This window comes from Pseudomonas sp. CFBP2511 (genome assembly GCF_030209255.1).
Classification (GTDB): domain Bacteria; phylum Pseudomonadota; class Gammaproteobacteria; order Pseudomonadales; family Pseudomonadaceae; genus Aquipseudomonas; species Aquipseudomonas avellanae.
In genome coordinates this window covers 16,053-30,731 of record NZ_JARVSI010000029.1, presented here as the reverse complement: position 1 = coordinate 30,731, position 14,679 = coordinate 16,053, and the positions used below count along the sequence as shown (strand labels likewise).

General features: G+C 54.5%; 26 protein-coding genes. All 26 read right to left on the bottom strand.

What is annotated here, in order from left to right:
- Position 1 precedes the first annotated feature (1 nt).
- On the bottom strand, positions 2 to 358 hold the full coding sequence (gene rpsM, locus QRN38_RS24845) for a 30S ribosomal protein S13 (protein ID WP_002555467.1): 357 nt from the start codon (positions 356 to 358) through the stop codon (positions 2 to 4).
- Positions 359 to 488: 130 nt separating this feature from the next.
- On the bottom strand, positions 489 to 605 hold the full coding sequence (gene rpmJ / locus QRN38_RS24840) for a 50S ribosomal protein L36 (protein ID WP_002555468.1): 117 nt from the start codon (positions 603 to 605) through the stop codon (positions 489 to 491).
- Positions 606 to 633: 28 nt separating this feature from the next.
- Complete coding sequence (secY, locus tag QRN38_RS24835; RefSeq protein ID WP_002555469.1) at positions 634 to 1,968, bottom strand: preprotein translocase subunit SecY; 1,335 nt, start codon at positions 1,966 to 1,968, stop codon at positions 634 to 636.
- Positions 1,969 to 2,403, bottom strand: a complete 435-nt coding sequence (gene rplO / locus QRN38_RS24830) for a 50S ribosomal protein L15 (RefSeq protein ID WP_002555470.1) — start codon at positions 2,401 to 2,403, stop codon at positions 1,969 to 1,971.
- A 3-nt stretch (positions 2,404 to 2,406) separates the two neighbouring features.
- Positions 2,407 to 2,583, bottom strand: a complete 177-nt coding sequence (gene rpmD, locus QRN38_RS24825; RefSeq protein WP_002555471.1) for a 50S ribosomal protein L30 — start codon at positions 2,581 to 2,583, stop codon at positions 2,407 to 2,409.
- 2 nt (positions 2,584 to 2,585) lie between these two features.
- The gene (gene rpsE / locus QRN38_RS24820) at positions 2,586 to 3,086 is read right to left on the bottom strand and encodes a 30S ribosomal protein S5 (RefSeq protein WP_003317099.1); all 501 of its coding nucleotides are present in this window, start codon (positions 3,084 to 3,086) and stop codon (positions 2,586 to 2,588) included.
- Positions 3,087 to 3,089: 3 nt separating this feature from the next.
- On the bottom strand, positions 3,090 to 3,440 hold the full coding sequence (gene rplR, locus QRN38_RS24815; RefSeq protein WP_002555473.1) for a 50S ribosomal protein L18: 351 nt from the start codon (positions 3,438 to 3,440) through the stop codon (positions 3,090 to 3,092).
- A 10-nt stretch (positions 3,441 to 3,450) separates the two neighbouring features.
- Positions 3,451 to 3,984, bottom strand: coding sequence for a 50S ribosomal protein L6 (gene rplF, locus QRN38_RS24810; RefSeq protein ID WP_005768939.1), 534 nt, complete (start codon positions 3,982 to 3,984; stop codon positions 3,451 to 3,453).
- A 12-nt stretch (positions 3,985 to 3,996) separates the two neighbouring features.
- The gene (rpsH, locus tag QRN38_RS24805; RefSeq protein ID WP_002555475.1) at positions 3,997 to 4,389 is read right to left on the bottom strand and encodes a 30S ribosomal protein S8; all 393 of its coding nucleotides are present in this window, start codon (positions 4,387 to 4,389) and stop codon (positions 3,997 to 3,999) included.
- Positions 4,390 to 4,603: 214 nt separating this feature from the next.
- Positions 4,604 to 4,909 (bottom strand): 30S ribosomal protein S14, encoded by a 306-nt coding sequence (gene rpsN, locus QRN38_RS24800; RefSeq protein ID WP_002555476.1) that lies wholly within the window; start codon positions 4,907 to 4,909, stop codon positions 4,604 to 4,606.
- 13 nt (positions 4,910 to 4,922) lie between these two features.
- Positions 4,923 to 5,462, bottom strand: coding sequence for a 50S ribosomal protein L5 (gene rplE, locus QRN38_RS24795; RefSeq protein ID WP_004397032.1), 540 nt, complete (start codon positions 5,460 to 5,462; stop codon positions 4,923 to 4,925).
- Positions 5,463 to 5,482: 20 nt separating this feature from the next.
- The gene (gene rplX, locus QRN38_RS24790) at positions 5,483 to 5,797 is read right to left on the bottom strand and encodes a 50S ribosomal protein L24 (protein ID WP_002555478.1); all 315 of its coding nucleotides are present in this window, start codon (positions 5,795 to 5,797) and stop codon (positions 5,483 to 5,485) included.
- A gap of 11 nt (positions 5,798 to 5,808) precedes the next feature.
- Entirely contained in the window at positions 5,809 to 6,177 is a 369-nt protein-coding gene (gene rplN, locus QRN38_RS24785; protein WP_002555479.1) for a 50S ribosomal protein L14, read from the bottom strand.
- A gap of 23 nt (positions 6,178 to 6,200) precedes the next feature.
- Complete coding sequence (rpsQ, locus tag QRN38_RS24780) at positions 6,201 to 6,467, bottom strand: 30S ribosomal protein S17 (protein WP_002555480.1); 267 nt, start codon at positions 6,465 to 6,467, stop codon at positions 6,201 to 6,203.
- A 2-nt stretch (positions 6,468 to 6,469) separates the two neighbouring features.
- On the bottom strand, positions 6,470 to 6,661 hold the full coding sequence (rpmC, locus tag QRN38_RS24775; protein ID WP_002555481.1) for a 50S ribosomal protein L29: 192 nt from the start codon (positions 6,659 to 6,661) through the stop codon (positions 6,470 to 6,472).
- Positions 6,661 to 7,074: a 50S ribosomal protein L16 gene (gene rplP / locus QRN38_RS24770; RefSeq protein WP_002555482.1), complete on the bottom strand. Its 414-nt coding sequence runs from the start codon at positions 7,072 to 7,074 to the stop codon at positions 6,661 to 6,663. Before rplP ends, rpmC begins: the two co-directional genes overlap by 1 nt.
- A 12-nt stretch (positions 7,075 to 7,086) precedes the next feature.
- Positions 7,087 to 7,773, bottom strand: a complete 687-nt coding sequence (rpsC, locus tag QRN38_RS24765; RefSeq protein WP_003176422.1) for a 30S ribosomal protein S3 — start codon at positions 7,771 to 7,773, stop codon at positions 7,087 to 7,089.
- 13 nt (positions 7,774 to 7,786) lie between these two features.
- A complete protein-coding gene (rplV, locus tag QRN38_RS24760; protein ID WP_002555485.1) occupies positions 7,787 to 8,119 on the bottom strand; it encodes a 50S ribosomal protein L22 in 333 nt (110 codons plus the stop codon).
- Between the two features lie 13 nt (positions 8,120 to 8,132).
- Positions 8,133 to 8,408 carry a 30S ribosomal protein S19 gene (rpsS, locus tag QRN38_RS24755; RefSeq protein WP_004883670.1) on the bottom strand — a complete coding sequence of 92 codons (276 nt, stop codon included), beginning with the start codon at positions 8,406 to 8,408 and terminating at the stop codon, positions 8,133 to 8,135.
- A 16-nt stretch (positions 8,409 to 8,424) separates the two neighbouring features.
- Positions 8,425 to 9,249 (bottom strand): 50S ribosomal protein L2, encoded by an 825-nt coding sequence (gene rplB / locus QRN38_RS24750; RefSeq protein WP_004397049.1) that lies wholly within the window; start codon positions 9,247 to 9,249, stop codon positions 8,425 to 8,427.
- Between the two features lie 14 nt (positions 9,250 to 9,263).
- Positions 9,264 to 9,563, bottom strand: coding sequence for a 50S ribosomal protein L23 (rplW, locus tag QRN38_RS24745; RefSeq protein ID WP_002555488.1), 300 nt, complete (start codon positions 9,561 to 9,563; stop codon positions 9,264 to 9,266).
- The gene (gene rplD, locus QRN38_RS24740) at positions 9,560 to 10,162 is read right to left on the bottom strand and encodes a 50S ribosomal protein L4 (protein WP_002555489.1); all 603 of its coding nucleotides are present in this window, start codon (positions 10,160 to 10,162) and stop codon (positions 9,560 to 9,562) included. Before rplD ends, rplW begins: the two co-directional genes overlap by 4 nt.
- A gap of 12 nt (positions 10,163 to 10,174) precedes the next feature.
- Complete coding sequence (gene rplC / locus QRN38_RS24735; protein ID WP_004397052.1) at positions 10,175 to 10,810, bottom strand: 50S ribosomal protein L3; 636 nt, start codon at positions 10,808 to 10,810, stop codon at positions 10,175 to 10,177.
- 81 nt (positions 10,811 to 10,891) lie between these two features.
- Entirely contained in the window at positions 10,892 to 11,203 is a 312-nt protein-coding gene (gene rpsJ / locus QRN38_RS24730) for a 30S ribosomal protein S10 (RefSeq protein WP_002555491.1), read from the bottom strand.
- Positions 11,204 to 11,344: 141 nt separating this feature from the next.
- Positions 11,345 to 12,538 (bottom strand): elongation factor Tu, encoded by a 1,194-nt coding sequence (gene tuf, locus QRN38_RS24725; RefSeq protein WP_007245455.1) that lies wholly within the window; start codon positions 12,536 to 12,538, stop codon positions 11,345 to 11,347.
- 31 nt (positions 12,539 to 12,569) lie between these two features.
- On the bottom strand, positions 12,570 to 14,675 hold the full coding sequence (gene fusA, locus QRN38_RS24720) for an elongation factor G (protein ID WP_005768927.1): 2,106 nt from the start codon (positions 14,673 to 14,675) through the stop codon (positions 12,570 to 12,572).
- Positions 14,676 to 14,679 lie beyond the last annotated feature (4 nt).

Genomic DNA, 14,679 nt, shown 5'->3' with positions numbered 1-14,679 from the left:
ATTACTTGCGGATCGGCTTACGCGGACCTTTGCGAGTACGCGCGTTGGTCTTGGTACGCTGACCGCGCACTGGAAGACCACGACGATGACGCAGACCGCGGTAGCAGCCCAGGTCCATCAAGCGCTTGATTTTCATGTTGATTTCGCGACGCAGGTCACCTTCAGTGGTGAACTTCGCCACTTCGCCACGCAGCTGTTCAATCTGCTCGTCGCTCAGATCTTTGATTTTCACCGCCGGGTTGACCCCGGTGGTTGCACAAATTTTCTGTGCGGTGGTGCGACCAACACCATAGATGTAGGTCAGCGAGATAACAGTATGCTTGTTATCTGGAATGTTAACGCCTGCAATACGGGCCATTCAGTGGGACTCCAATTGACAGCTACCTACGCCCCGGAAGCCAAGAAATAGGGCGCGAGATAATATCGCTGTAGTAACAAATAATCAACCCAGCAGCGCACTAGCTGCTGGGCTTAAGCACAAATCACAATCAGCCTTGGCGCTGCTTATGACGTGGTTCCGCGCTGCAAATTACTCGAACAACACCTTCGCGGCGAATAATCTTGCAGTTACGGCACAGCTTTTTCACCGATGCACGAACTTTCATCACCAACTCCTCGAACCTTAGGGGTGCTTCAGCGCAGCATACCGCCGCTGCCACCGTAGCCCTTCAGGTTGGCTTTCTTCATCAGGGATTCGTACTGGTGCGAAACGAGGTGAGATTGCACTTGCGACATAAAGTCCATCACAACCACGACCACGATCAGCAACGAGGTCCCGCCAAGGTAGAACGGTACGTTTGCCGCGACCACCAGAAACTGGGGAAGCAGACACACGGCCGTCATATATAGAGCACCGAACATGGTCAAACGAGTCAGAACGCCATCAATGTAGCGCGCCGACTGCTCGCCTGGACGGATACCCGGAATAAAGGCACCGGACTTCTTCAGGTTTTCCGCTACGTCTTTCGGATTGAACATCAACGCCGTATAGAAGAAGCAGAAGAAAATAATCCCTGCACTAAACAGCAGAATATTCAACGGCTGACCGGGAGCGATCGACTGCGAGATGTCCTGCAACCAGCCCAGACCTTCAGACTGACCGAACCAGGACCCCAACGAAGCCGGGAACAGCAAAATGCTGCTCGCGAAAATGGCCGGAATTACGCCAGCCATGTTCACTTTCAACGGTAGGTGGCTTGTCTGCGCAGCGAAGACCTTGCGGCCCTGCTGACGCTTGGCATAGTGAACGGCTATTCGACGCTGACCACGCTCAATGAACACCACAAAACCGATGATCGCTACTGCCAGCAAACCGATTGCAACCAGGGCGAAAATGTTGATATCACCCTGACGGGCAGACTCGAAAGACTGCCCTATCGCTCTCGGAAGACCAGCCACGATACCTGCGAAGATCAACATCGAGATACCGTTGCCGACACCGCGCTCGGTGATCTGCTCGCCCAGCCACATCATGAACATCGCACCTGCCACGAAGGTGGTTACGGCCACAAAGTGGAAACCAAGGTCCCCAGAAAACGCGACGCCCTGACTCGCCAGACCAACGGACATGCCGATAGCTTGAACCAGAGCCAGAACCACAGTGCCGTAGCGGGTGTACTGGCTTATCTTGCGACGGCCAGCCTCACCTTCCTTCTTCAACTGCTCCAGCTGTGGGCTGACGGCTGTCATCAACTGCATGATGATCGACGCCGAAATGTACGGCATGATCCCCAGCGCAAAGATGCTCATCCGCTCCAGCGCACCGCCGGAAAACATGTTGAACAAGCTAAGAATGGTCCCCTCATTCTGTCGAAACAGTTCTGCGAGTCGGTCCGGGTTGATACCTGGAACCGGGATGTGTGCGCCTATTCGGTAGACGATAATCGCCAGGAACAGAAAACGCAGACGAGCCCAGAGTTCAGACATACCGCCTTTGCCGAGCGCAGAGAGAGCACCTTGCTTAGCCATTTATTCCTCGAACTTGCCGCCAGCTGCTTCGATAGCCGCACGCGCACCTTTGGTGGCGGCGATACCCTTGATAGTGACAGCGCGAGTAACTTCGCCCGACAGCATGATTTTCACACGCTGTACGTTCTGGTTAATCACGTTGGCATCTTTCAGGGACTGCACAGTTACGATATCGCCTTCCACTTTAGCCAGTTCGGACAGACGCACTTCTGCGCGATCCATGGCTTTCAGGGAGACGAAACCGAATTTTGGCAGGCGACGATGCAGCGGCTGTTGGCCGCCCTCAAAGCCCGGAGCAATAGTGCCACCGGAGCGGGAGCTTTGACCTTTGTGGCCACGGCCACCGGTCTTGCCCAAACCGCTACCGATACCACGGCCCGGACGATGCTTTTCGCGACGGGAACCCGGCGCTGGACTCAGATCATTGAGTTTCATCGATTAACCCTCGACTCGCAGCATGTAGTAAGCCTTGTTGATCATCCCGCGATTTTCGGGAGTATCCAGGACTTCTACAGTGTGACCGATGCGACGCAGACCCAAACCCTTAATGCACAATCTGTGATTAGGGATGCGGCCGGTCATGCTTTTGATCAGCGTTACTTTAACGGTAGCCATGATCAGATGATCTCCTCAACACGCTTGCCACGCTTGGCAGCGATCGACTCAGGAGACTGCATGCCTTTCAAACCCTTGAAAGTGGCGTGAACCACGTTTACAGGGTTAGTCGAACCGTAGCACTTGGCCAATACGTTCTGAACACCAGCAACTTCCAGCACTGCGCGCATTGCGCCGCCAGCGATGATACCGGTACCTTCAGAAGCAGGCTGCATGTACACCTTCGAGGCGCCATGAGCAGACTTCATTGCGTACTGCAATGTAGTGCCGTTCAGGTCAACCTGAATCATGTTGCGGCGAGCAGCTTCCATCGCTTTCTGGATTGCAGCAGGCACTTCACGTGACTTGCCACGGCCGAAGCCAACGCGCCCTTTACCATCACCCACCACGGTCAACGCAGTGAAAGTGAAGATACGGCCGCCTTTTACGGTTTTGGCCACGCGGTTAACTTGAACCAGTTTTTCGATGTAGCCTTCGTCGCGTTTTTGGTCGTGATTTGACATAACTTAGAACTCCAGCCCGCCTTCACGAGCAGCATCAGCCAGCGCTTTGACACGGCCGTGGTACTTGAAGCCAGAACGGTCGAAAGCGACTTGCGATACACCCGCGGCTTTCGCGCGCTCGGCGACCAGCTTGCCAACCTTAGTGGCCGCGTCGATGTTGCCAGTGGCGCCATCACGCAGTTCTTTGTCCAAAGTAGAGGCGCTTGCCAGAACTTTGCTGCCGTCGGCCGAGATGACCTGGGCATAAATGTGCTGCGAAGAGCGGTGCACGCAGAGACGCACGACTTCCAGCTCGTGCATTTTCAGGCGTGCTTTGCGAGCGCGACGCAGTCGGGTAACTTTTTTGACGGTCATTTGCTATGCCCTACTTCTTCTTGGCTTCTTTACGGCGGACGACTTCGTCCGCGTAACGCACACCTTTGCCTTTGTAAGGCTCAGGACGGCGGAAGTCGCGGATCTCAGCGGCCACTTGACCAACCAACTGCTTATCGATACCGCGAATCAGGATATCGGTCTGGCTGGGGGTCTCAGCGGTGATGCCATTCGGCAATTCATAGTCCACCGGGTGCGAAAAGCCAAGTGCAAGGTTCAGGACCGTGCCTTTTGCTTGCGCCTTGTAACCAACACCGACCAGCTGGAGCTTGCGCTCAAAGCCTTGGCTTACGCCCTGGACCATGTTGTTAACCAGTGCACGAGTGGTGCCTGCCATTGCGCGGGTTTGCTGATCGCCATTGCGAGCAGCGAAACGCAGCTCACCAGCTTCTTCAACAATCTCAACAGACGAATGGATAATCAGTTCTAGAGTGCCCTTGGCACCCTTCACCGAAAGCTGCTGGCCGACGAGTTTGACTTCGACGCCTGATGGCAGCTTAACGGGGTTCTTAGCTACGCGTGACATGCTTATCCCCCCTTAGAACACAGTGCAAAGCACTTCGCCACCGACACCGGCAGCGCGCGCAGCACGATCCGTCATCACACCTTTACTGGTGGAGACGATAGACACACCAAGACCGCCACGAACTTTCGGCAGATCATCGGAGGACTTGTACTGACGCAAGCCTGGGCGGCTGACGCGCTTAACCTCTTCGATGACCGGACGGCCTTCGAAGTACTTAAGCTCGATGGACAGCGAGGATTTAACTTCGCTGCTGATCTGATAACCCGCAATGTAGCCTTCGTCCTTCAGGACTTTTGCTACAGCAACCTTCAACGTGGAAGATGGCATGCTGACGACGGGCTTTTCAGCCATCTGGGCATTACGGATACGAGTTAGCATGTCCGCTAACGGGTCCTGCATACTCATGGGCTAGACGCTCCTAAAACAAAATAATTAGCCTTGCGGCTACAGCTTGATCGCCGAGAACTTCCGGGCAAGTGAAAACACGGGCTCAGGCGAGCCGACAATTCTAGTCCTACCCCGGAAATGAATCAAGCCCCAAAAGGGGCTTGATTCAAATTCAGGCGCCATCCCGACCGATGACTTGCGCAACCGGCGGGACGAAGCGAGAGGTGTCGCCTTACCAGCTGGCTTTAACCAGACCTGGAACGTCGCCACGCATAGCTGCTTCACGCAGCTTGTTACGGCCGAGGCCGAACTTGCGGTAGACGCCGTGCGGACGACCAGTGATGCGGCAACGGTTACGCATGCGCGCAGCGCTTGCGTCACGTGGTTGCTTCTGCAGAGCTACGGTAGCTTCCCAACGCGCTTCTGGACTTGCGTTCAGATCAACGATGATAGCTTTCAGCTCTGCACGCTTCTTGGCGTACTTGGCAACGGTGAGCTGACGCTTCAACTCACGGTTTTTCATGCTCTTCTTGGCCATTTTCCTACTCCAATCAGTTGCGGAACGGGAATTTGAAAGCACGCAGCAATGCGCGACCTTCATCATCGTTCTTGGCAGTGGTGGTCAGGGTAATGTCCAGACCGCGGAGAGCATCGATCTTGTCGTAATCGATTTCCGGGAAAATGATCTGCTCTTTTACGCCCATGCTGTAGTTACCACGACCATCGAAGGACTTGGCATTCAGGCCGCGGAAGTCGCGAACCCGAGGCAGGGAGATCGACAGCAGACGATCCAGGAACTCATACATACGATCGCGGCGCAGAGTCACTTTGACGCCGATCGGCCAACCTTCACGGACTTTAAAGCCAGCGATGGATTTCCGAGCGTAAGTCACAACGACTTTTTGACCGGTGATCTTTTCCAGGTCAGCAACAGCGTGCTCGATGACTTTTTTGTCACCGATCGCCTCGCCCAGACCCATGTTCAGGGTGATTTTGGTAACGCGCGGAACTTCCATCACGTTCCCAAGCTTAAGTTCTTCCTTAAGCTTCGGAGCGATTTCCTTCCGATAAATCTCTTTTAGTCGTGCCATGGCCTTCTACCTAGCAGTGTTCAAGCATCAACCGCTTTTTGGGTCGACTTGAAGACACGAATTTTCTTGCCATCTTCAACTTTGAAACCAACGCGGTCTGCCTTGTTGGTTGCGCCGTTGAAAATAGCGACGTTAGAAGCGTGCAATGGCGCTTCTTTCTCGACGATACCGCCCTGTACGCCCGACATCGGGTTTGGCTTGGTATGACGCTTCACCAGGTTGATCCCACCAACGACCAGACGGTCGTCAGCGAGAACCTTGAGCACCTTACCGCGCTTACCTTTGTCTTTACCGGCGATCACGATGATCTCGTCGTCACGACGAATCTTTTGCATGTCGGATCTCCTTAGAGCACTTCTGGGGCGAGCGAGACAATCTTCATGAACTTCTCAGTACGAAGTTCACGGGTCACTGGCCCAAAGATACGGGTACCGATCGGCTCTTGCTTGTTGTTCAAAAGAACAGCAGCGTTGCCATCGAAGCGGATGATGGAGCCGTCAGCACGACGGACACCGTGGCGAGTGCGGACTACTACTGCAGTCATCACTTGGCCTTTTTTCACCTTGCCGCGCGGAATTGCTTCCTTGACGGTCACTTTGATGATGTCACCGATACCAGCGTAACGACGATGGGAGCCACCCAGCACCTTGATGCACATAACGCGGCGTGCGCCGCTGTTATCGGCCACATCGAGCATGGATTGAGTCTGAATCATATAATTTCTCCGACCCCTAGTCCTTAGACTTCCACAGCGCGTTCGAGGATATCAACCAACGCCCAAGACTTGGTCTTGGCTACCGGACGAGTTTCACGAATAGTGACCTTGTCGCCGATATGGCACTGGTTGGTTTCGTCGTGCGCGTGCAGCTTAGTCGAACGCTTAACGTATTTACCGTAGATCGGGTGCTTTACGCGACGCTCGATCAGAACGGTGATGGTCTTGTCCATCTTGTCGCTGACAACACGGCCAGTCAGCGTACGGACAGTTTTTTCGGCTTCAGCCATGATTACTTACCTGCCTGCTGGTTGAGCACAGTTTTCACGCGAGCGATGTCACGCTTAACTTGCGAGAGCAGATGAGACTGCCCCAACTGGCCAGTTGCTTTCTGCATACGCAGATTGAACTGGTCGCGCAGCAGGCCGAGCAGTTGCTCGTTCAGCTGCTGTGCTGATTTTTCACGAAGTTCATTCGCTTTCATCACATCACCGTCCGCTTAACAAAGGAGGTGGCGAGCGGCAGCTTTGCAGCAGCCAGGGCGAAAGCCTCACGCGCCAGCTCTTCAGTAACACCCTCGATTTCATACAGGACCTTGCCTGGCTGAATCTGGGCAACCCAGTACTCCACGTTACCCTTACCTTTACCCATCCGAACTTCGAGTGGCTTCTTGGTAACAGGCTTGTCCGGGAACACACGGATCCAGATCTTGCCGCCACGTTTAACGTGACGGGTCAGAGCACGACGCGCTGACTCGATCTGACGAGCGGTGAGACGACCACGAGCAACAGACTTCAGCGCGAACTCGCCGAAGCTGACTTTGCTACCGCGCAGTGCCAGACCACGGTTGTGGCCGGTCATCTGCTTGCGGAACTTCGTACGCTTTGGTTGCAACATTTGGCGTACCCCTTACTTAGCAGCTTTTTTACGAGGCGCTGGTGCTTGTGGTTTCAGTTCTTCTTGGCGACCACCAATTACTTCGCCTTTGAAGATCCAAACCTTTACACCGATCACACCATAAGTGGTGTGAGCTTCGTAGTTGGCATAGTCGATGTCGGCACGCAGGGTGTGCAATGGCACACGACCCTCGCGATACCATTCAGTACGTGCGATTTCAGCACCGCCGAGACGACCGCTCACTTGGATTTTGATGCCTTTGGCACCAATGCGCATGGCGTTCTGAACAGCGCGCTTCATAGCGCGACGGAACATTACACGACGCTCCAGCTGCTGAGCTACGCTCTGCGCAACCAGCATACCGTCAAGCTCCGGCTTGCGGATCTCTTCGATATTGATGTGCACAGGCACACCCATTTGCTTGGTCAGGTCCTGACGCAGCTTCTCAACATCTTCACCTTTCTTGCCGATCACGATGCCGGGACGAGCGGTGTGGATGGTGATACGTGCTGTCTGAGCCGGACGATGGATATCGATACGGCTGACGGACGCGCTTTTTAATTTGTCTTGGAGGTACTCACGCACTTTCAGATCAGCGAACAAATAGTCCGCATAAGTCCGACCGTCTGCGTACCAGACGGAGGTGTGCTCCTTGACGATTCCCAGGCGAATGCCAATGGGATGTACTTTCTGACCCATCTCTTCGACTCCGTTACTTGTCAGCAACCTTGACAGTGATATGGCAAGACCGCTTGACGATGCGATCAGCACGGCCTTTAGCACGTGGCATGATGCGCTTCAGCGAACGCCCTTCGTTGACGAAGACGGTGGAGACCTTGAGGTCATCAACGTCTGCGCCTTCGTTATGCTCGGCGTTGGCTACAGCCGACTCCAGCACTTTCTTCAGGATCTCGGCGGCTTTCTTACTGCTGAAAGCCAACAGGTTGAGCGCTTCGCCCACCTTCTTCCCGCGGATCTGGTCGGCGACCAAGCGGGCTTTCTGGGCGGAGATTCGAGCGCCCGACAACTTAGCGGCTACTTCCATCGTTCCTTACCCCTTAACGCTTGGCTTTCTTGTCTGCCACGTGCCCACGATATGTGCGGGTACCGGCAAACTCGCCTAGTTTATGGCCGACCATGTCTTCGCTCACGAGAACTGGGACATGTTGACGACCGTTATGCACTGCAATGGTCAAACCGACCATTTGTGGCAGAATCATCGAACGACGCGACCAGGTTTTCACCGGTTTGCGATCATTCTTTTCCGCCGCCACTTCGATCTTCTTCAGTAGGTGAAGATCAATAAAAGGACCTTTTTTCAGAGAACGTGGCACTGTCGTATCCCTCTATTTACTTGCGACGACGGACGATCATTTTGTCGGTACGCTTATTACCACGAGTCTTCGCGCCCTTAGTCGGGAAGCCCCACGGCGATACCGGATGACGACCACCAGAGGTACGACCTTCACCACCACCATGTGGGTGGTCAACCGGGTTCATGGCAACACCACGAACGGTTGGGCGAACGCCACGCCAGCGTTTGGCACCAGCTTTACCCAGCGAACGAAGGCTGTGCTCGGAGTTCGAGACTTCGCCCAGCGTTGCACGGCATTCAGACAGTACTTTACGCATTTCACCGGAGCGAAGACGCAGGGTCACGTACACACCTTCACGAGCGATCAGCTGTGCAGAAGCACCAGCAGAACGAGCGATCTGTGCGCCTTTACCTGGCTTCAGTTCGATGCCGTGTACGGTGCTACCAACTGGAATGTTACGCAGCTGAAGAGCATTGCCCGGCTTGATTGGTGCCAAAGCACCTGCAATCAGCTGGTCGCCAGCACTCACGCCTTTAGGGGCGATGATGTAGCGGCGCTCGCCGTCTGCGTAAAGCAGCAGAGCAATGTGAGCAGTACGGTTTGGATCGTATTCAATACGCTCGACGGTGGCAGTGATGCCATCCTTGTCGTTGCGACGGAAATCGACCAGACGATAATGCTGCTTATGGCCACCACCGATATGACGGGTAGTAATACGACCATTGTTGTTACGACCACCAGTCTTCGATTTTTTCTCGAGCAGCGGTGCGTGAGGAGCGCCTTTATGCAGCTCCTGGTTGACCACCTTGACCACAAAACGGCGGCCAGGGGAAGTCGGTTTGCATTTAACGATTGCCATGATGCACCCCTTCCTTACTCAGCACTGCTGCTGAAATCGAGATCTTGGCCTGGCTGAAGGGAGATAACTGCCTTCTTCCAGTCATTACGCTTGCCCAGACCGCGAGCAGTGCGCTTGCTCTTACCCAGAACATTCAGGGTAGTAACACGCTCTACTTTCACGCTGAACAGGCTTTCGACGGCCTTCTTGATTTCCAGCTTGGTTGCGTCAGTAGCAACCTTGAAAACGAACTGACCTTTTTTGTCTGCCAGAACCGTAGCCTTCTCGGAAACGTGCGGGCCAAGCAGAACTTTAAATACGCGTTCCTGGTTCATCCCAGCAGCTCCTCGAATTTCTTCACGGCCGACACGGTGATCAACACCTTGTCGTATGCGATCAGACTAACTGGATCGGAACCTTGAACATCACGTACATCGACGTGCGGCAGGTTACGAGCAGCCAGGTACAGATTCTGGTCAACAGCGTCAGACACGATCAAGACGTCAGTCAGGCCCATGCCAGTCAGCTTGTTCAGCAAATCTTTGGTTTTCGGTGCTTCAACAGCGAAATCCTGAACCACGACCAGACGATCAGTACGAACCAGTTCAGCAAGGATGGAGCGCAAAGCTGCGCGATACATCTTCTTGTTGAGCTTCTGAGTGTGATCCTGAGGACGAGCTGCGAAAGTGGTACCGCCGCCGCGCCATATTGGGCTACGGATAGTACCGGCACGAGCACGGCCAGTACCTTTCTGACGCCAAGGGCGCTTACCGCCACCACGAACGTCGGAACGGGTCTTTTGCTGCTTGCTACCCTGACGACCGCCAGCCATGTAGGCCACGACTGCCTGGTGAACCAGCGTCTCGTTGAATTCGCCGCCAAATGTCAGTTCGGAAACTTCGATTGCCTGAGCGTCATTTACATTTAATTGCATGTCAGCTTCCCCTTAACCGCGAGCCTTGGCTGCCGGACGTACAACCAGGTTGCCGCCAGTAGCGCCAGGAACAGCACCCTTGACCAACAACAGATTGCGTTCAGCGTCCACGCGCACCACTTCGAGGGACTGCACGGTCACGCGCTCAGCGCCCATATGACCGGACATTTTTTTGCCCTTGAATACACGACCAGGAGTCTGGCACTGGCCGATAGAGCCCGGGACGCGGTGGGAGACGGAGTTACCGTGGGTATTGTCTTGACCACGGAAATTCCAGCGCTTGATCGTACCCTGGAAGCCTTTACCTTTGGACTGACCGGTTACATCAACCAGTTGACCAGCAGCGAAGATTTCAGCGTTGATCTGATCGCCAGCCTGGTACTCGCCTTCTTCAAGACGGAATTCCATGACGGTACGACCGGCGGCTACATTCGCTTTAGCGAAGTGGCCAGCCTGAGCGGCTGTAACACGCGAAGCGCGACGCTCGCCGACAGTGACTTGCACTGCACGATAGCCATCGGTTTCTTCGGTTTTGAACTGAGTGACGCGATTCGGCTCGATCTCAATGACCGTGACCGGAATGGAGACACCTTCTTCGGTGAAAATACGGGTCATACCGCATTTACGACCGACTACACCAATAGTCATGTTGTAAACCTCATGAGTGTACGGGGCTTTCACCCGCTATGGCCGCCCATTTCAGAGCGTTACACGACTAAGACCCAAGTCTTAGCCGAGGCTGATCTGAACTTCCACACCGGCCGCAAGATCAAGCTTCATAAGCGCATCAACGGTTTTTTCCGTTGGCTGGACAATGTCCAGAACACGCTTGTGAGTACGGATCTCGTACTGGTCGCGCGCGTCTTTGTTGACGTGCGGAGAAACCAGAACGGTGAACCGCTCTTTACGGGTCGGCAGTGGAATCGGACCACGCACCTGTGCACCAGTACGTTTCGCGGTTTCCACGATTTCCTGGGTTGATTGGTCGATCAGGCGATGGTCAAAAGCCTTCAACCTGATACGGATTTGCTGGTTTTGCATTGGATTCAGACTCCAGATTGCTGTTCCCACCGAGCGCAATACGCCCGTTAAAAGGAGGCGCAATTCTATAGACGGGCTGGCAAGGTGTCAACCCAATAAAAAAGCCCCCGCGTGGCGGGGGCTCTTTTTGGGAATCAACGCTTACGCGATGATTTTGGCTACGACGCCAGCGCCGACGGTACGACCGCCTTCACGAATTGCGAAACGCAGACCATCTTCCATTGCGATTGGCTTGATCAGGGTAACGGAAACTTTAACGTTATCACCTGGCATAACCATTTCTACACCTTCCGGCAGTTCGCAGCTACCAGTTACGTCGGTAGTACGGAAGTAGAACTGTGGACGGTAGCCTTTGAAGAAAGGAGTGTGACGACCGCCTTCTTCTTTGCTCAGAACGTAGATTTCAGCTTCGAACTGAGTGTGCGGCTTGACGGTGCCTGGCTTGACCAGAACCTGGCCACGCTCAACGTCGTCACGCTTGGTACCGCGCAGCAGAACGCCGCAGTTCTCGCCAGCACGACCTTCGTCGAGCAGCTTGCGGAACATCTCAACGCCGGTGCAGGTAGTGACAGTAGTGTCACGCAGACCAACGATTTCCAGTGGATCCTGGACCTTGACGATACCGCGCTCAACACGACCAGTCACAACAGTACCGCGACCGGAGATCGAGAATACGTCTTCGATCGGCATCAGGAACGGCTTGTCGACAGCACGCTCTGGCTGAGGAATGTAGCTGTCCAGAGTTTCGACCAACTTCTTGACGGCAGTGGTGCCCATCTCGTTGTCGTCTTTGCCTTCCAATGCCATACGGGCGGAGCCGATGATGATTGGAGTGTCGTCGCCCGGGAAGTCGTAAGTGCTCAGCAGATCGCGCACTTCCATCTCAACCAATTCCAGCAGCTCAGCGTCGTCTACCAGGTCAGCCTTGTTCAGGAAGACCACGATGTACGGAACGCCAACCTGACGGGACAGCAGGATGTGCTCACGGGTTTGCGGCATCGGACCATCAGCAGCCGAACAAACCAGGATAGCACCGTCCATCTGCGCAGCACCGGTGATCATGTTCTTCACGTAGTCGGCGTGACCTGGGCAGTCAACGTGCGCGTAGTGACGCGTAGCCGAGTTGTACTCAACGTGAGCGGTGTTGATGGTGATACCGCGAGCTTTCTCTTCTGGTGCGCTGTCGATCTTGTCGAAGTCAACACGAGCCGAACCGAAAACTTCGGAGCAGACGCGAGTCAGAGCAGCGGTCAGCGTGGTCTTGCCATGGTCAACGTGACCAATGGTGCCGACGTTGCAATGCGGGAGGGAACGATCAAATTTTTCTTTAGCCACGACAAATAACTCCTAGCCTAAAGGCGCTGAATCAGCCTTGTTTTTTGGTTACAGTTTCGACGATGTGCGACGGCGCTGTATTGTATTTTTTGAATTCCATAGAGTAGCTTGCGCGACCTTGGGACATGGAGCGGACGTCGGTCGCATAACCGAACATCTCACCCAACGGAACCTCGGCACGAATTACTTTGCCGGAAACCGTGTCTTCCATACCCAGGATCATGCCGCGACGACGGTTAAGGTCGCCCATCACGTCACCCATATAGTCTTCAGGCGTAACAACCTCTACCGCCATGATCGGCTCAAGCAACTCACCACCGCCCTTCTGGGCCAGCTGCTTGGTCGCCATGGAAGCAGCCACCTTAAACGCCATCTCGTTCGAGTCGACGTCATGGTAGGAACCATCAAACACGGTAGCCTTCAGGCCGATCAGCGGATAGCCGGCAACAACGCCGTTCTTCATCTGCTCTTCGATACCCTTCTGGATAGCCGGGATGTATTCCTTCGGAACAACACCACCCACCACTTCGTTTACGAATTGCAGACCTTCCTGACCTTCGTCAGCAGGAGCAAAACGGATCCAGCAATGACCAAACTGGCCACGACCGCCGGACTGACGAACGAACTTGCCTTCGATTTCACAATTCTTCGTGATGCGCTCACGATAGGAAACCTGCGGCTTGCCGATGTTGGCTTCGACGTTGAACTCACGGCGCATCCGGTCAACCAGGATGTCCAGGTGGAGCTCGCCCATGCCAGAGATGATCGTTTGACCAGTCTCTTCATCAGTTTTGACGCGGAAAGAAGGGTCTTCCTGAGCAAGCTTGCCCAGTGCAATACCCATTTTTTCCTGGTCATCCTTGGTTTTTGGCTCAACGGCAACCGAAATAACCGGCTCCGGGAAGTCCATACGAACGAGGATGATTGGCTTGTCAGCGTTGCACAAGGTTTCACCAGTGGTGACGTCCTTCATGCCGATCAGGGCCGCGATGTCGCCAGCGCGTACTTCCTTGATCTCTTCGCGGGCGTTTGCGTGCATTTGCACCATACGACCCACGCGCTCTTTCTTGCCTTTGACCGAGTTGATCACGCCGTCGCCGGATGCCAACACGCCCGAGTAAACGCGGACGAAAGTCAAAGTACCCACGAATGGGTCGGTAGCGATCTTGAACGCCAGCGCCGAGAACGGCTCGCTGTCGTCTGCATGACGCTCCATCAGAATTTCCTCATTATCAGGATCGGAACCCTTGATAGCAGGAATATCGATTGGAGCAGGCAGGTAGTCGATCACGGCGTCGAGAACCAGGGGAACACCCTTGTTCTTGAAGGAAGAACCGCAAACAGCAAGAACGATCTCACCAGCGATAGTACGCTGACGCAGAGCGGCCTTGATTTCCTCGTTGGTGAGTTCTTCACCTTCAAGGTACTTGTTCATCAGCTCTTCGCTGGCTTCAGCCGCAGCCTCAACCATGTTGCCACGCCATTCATCAGCCAGTTCCTGCAATTCAGCAGGGATTGGCTTACGAACAGGAACCATGCCTTTGTCGGAATCGTTCCAGTAAACAGCTTCCATAGCCATCAGGTCAATTTGACCCTGGAAGTTGTCCTCAGCACCAATGGCCAACTGAATCGGCACCGGGGTGTGACCCAGGCGCTGCTTGATCTGGGCGATTACGCGCAAAAAGTTGGCACCGGCACGGTCCATCTTGTTCACGTAGACGATACGTGGAACGCCGTATTTGTTGGCTTGACGCCATACGGTTTCGGACTGCGGCTCTACGCCGGAAGTACCACAGAACACAACGACCGCGCCGTCGAGCACACGCAGGGAACGCTCAACTTCAATGGTGAAGTCTACGTGACCCGGGGTGTCAATGACGTTGAAGCGGTATTGGTCTTTGTGTTGCTTCTCGGAACCCTGCCAAAAGGCAGTGATAGCAGCAGAAGTAATGGTAATACCACGCTCCTGCTCCTGAACCATCCAGTCCGTGGTCGCGGCGCCATCATGCACCTCGCCCATTTTGTGGCTTTTGCCGGTGTAAAAAAGGACGCGCTCGGTGGTGGTGGTTTTACCAGCATCCACGTGAGCGACGATACCGATGTTACGGTAACGGCTAATCGGAGTAGTACGAGCCATAAAG

Bases quoted from the DNA above. Each gene is read 5' to 3' on its own strand.
- rplO (WP_002555470.1), bottom strand. From the start codon at position 2,403: ATGAAACTCAATGATCTGAGTCCAGCGCCGGGTTCCCGTCGCGAAAAG.
- rpmJ (WP_002555468.1), bottom strand. From the start codon at position 605: ATGAAAGTTCGTGCATCGGTGAAAAAGCTGTGCCGTAACTGCAAGATT.
- rpsQ (WP_002555480.1), bottom strand. From the start codon at position 6,467: ATGGCTGAAGCCGAAAAAACTGTCCGTACGCTGACTGGCCGTGTTGTC.
- rpsC (WP_003176422.1), bottom strand. From the start codon at position 7,773: ATGGGTCAGAAAGTACATCCCATTGGCATTCGCCTGGGAATCGTCAAG.
- rpsH (WP_002555475.1), bottom strand. From the start codon at position 4,389: ATGAGTATGCAGGACCCGTTAGCGGACATGCTAACTCGTATCCGTAAT.
- fusA (WP_005768927.1), bottom strand. From the start codon at position 14,675: ATGGCTCGTACTACTCCGATTAGCCGTTACCGTAACATCGGTATCGTC.
- rpsJ (WP_002555491.1), bottom strand. From the start codon at position 11,203: ATGCAAAACCAGCAAATCCGTATCAGGTTGAAGGCTTTTGACCATCGC.
- rplB (WP_004397049.1), bottom strand. From the start codon at position 9,249: ATGGCAATCGTTAAATGCAAACCGACTTCCCCTGGCCGCCGTTTTGTG.
- rplP (WP_002555482.1), bottom strand. From the start codon at position 7,074: ATGTTGCAACCAAAGCGTACGAAGTTCCGCAAGCAGATGACCGGCCAC.
- rplF (WP_005768939.1), bottom strand. From the start codon at position 3,984: ATGTCACGCGTAGCTAAGAACCCCGTTAAGCTGCCATCAGGCGTCGAA.
- rplD (WP_002555489.1), bottom strand. From the start codon at position 10,162: ATGCAATTAAATGTAAATGACGCTCAGGCAATCGAAGTTTCCGAACTG.
- rpsM (WP_002555467.1), bottom strand. From the start codon at position 358: ATGGCCCGTATTGCAGGCGTTAACATTCCAGATAACAAGCATACTGTT.
- secY (WP_002555469.1), bottom strand. From the start codon at position 1,968: ATGGCTAAGCAAGGTGCTCTCTCTGCGCTCGGCAAAGGCGGTATGTCT.
- rplN (WP_002555479.1), bottom strand. From the start codon at position 6,177: ATGATTCAGACTCAATCCATGCTCGATGTGGCCGATAACAGCGGCGCA.
- rpmC (WP_002555481.1), bottom strand. From the start codon at position 6,661: ATGAAAGCGAATGAACTTCGTGAAAAATCAGCACAGCAGCTGAACGAG.
- rplC (WP_004397052.1), bottom strand. From the start codon at position 10,810: ATGACTATTGGTGTAGTCGGTCGTAAATGCGGTATGACCCGTATTTTC.
- rplE (WP_004397032.1), bottom strand. From the start codon at position 5,462: ATGGCACGACTAAAAGAGATTTATCGGAAGGAAATCGCTCCGAAGCTT.
- rpmD (WP_002555471.1), bottom strand. From the start codon at position 2,583: ATGGCTACCGTTAAAGTAACGCTGATCAAAAGCATGACCGGCCGCATC.
- rpsN (WP_002555476.1), bottom strand. From the start codon at position 4,909: ATGGCCAAGAAGAGCATGAAAAACCGTGAGTTGAAGCGTCAGCTCACC.
- rplR (WP_002555473.1), bottom strand. From the start codon at position 3,440: ATGACCGTCAAAAAAGTTACCCGACTGCGTCGCGCTCGCAAAGCACGC.
- rplW (WP_002555488.1), bottom strand. From the start codon at position 9,563: ATGAACCAGGAACGCGTATTTAAAGTTCTGCTTGGCCCGCACGTTTCC.
- rplX (WP_002555478.1), bottom strand. From the start codon at position 5,797: ATGCAAAAGATTCGTCGTGACGACGAGATCATCGTGATCGCCGGTAAA.
- rpsE (WP_003317099.1), bottom strand. From the start codon at position 3,086: ATGTCAAATCACGACCAAAAACGCGACGAAGGCTACATCGAAAAACTG.
- rplV (WP_002555485.1), bottom strand. From the start codon at position 8,119: ATGGAAGTAGCCGCTAAGTTGTCGGGCGCTCGAATCTCCGCCCAGAAA.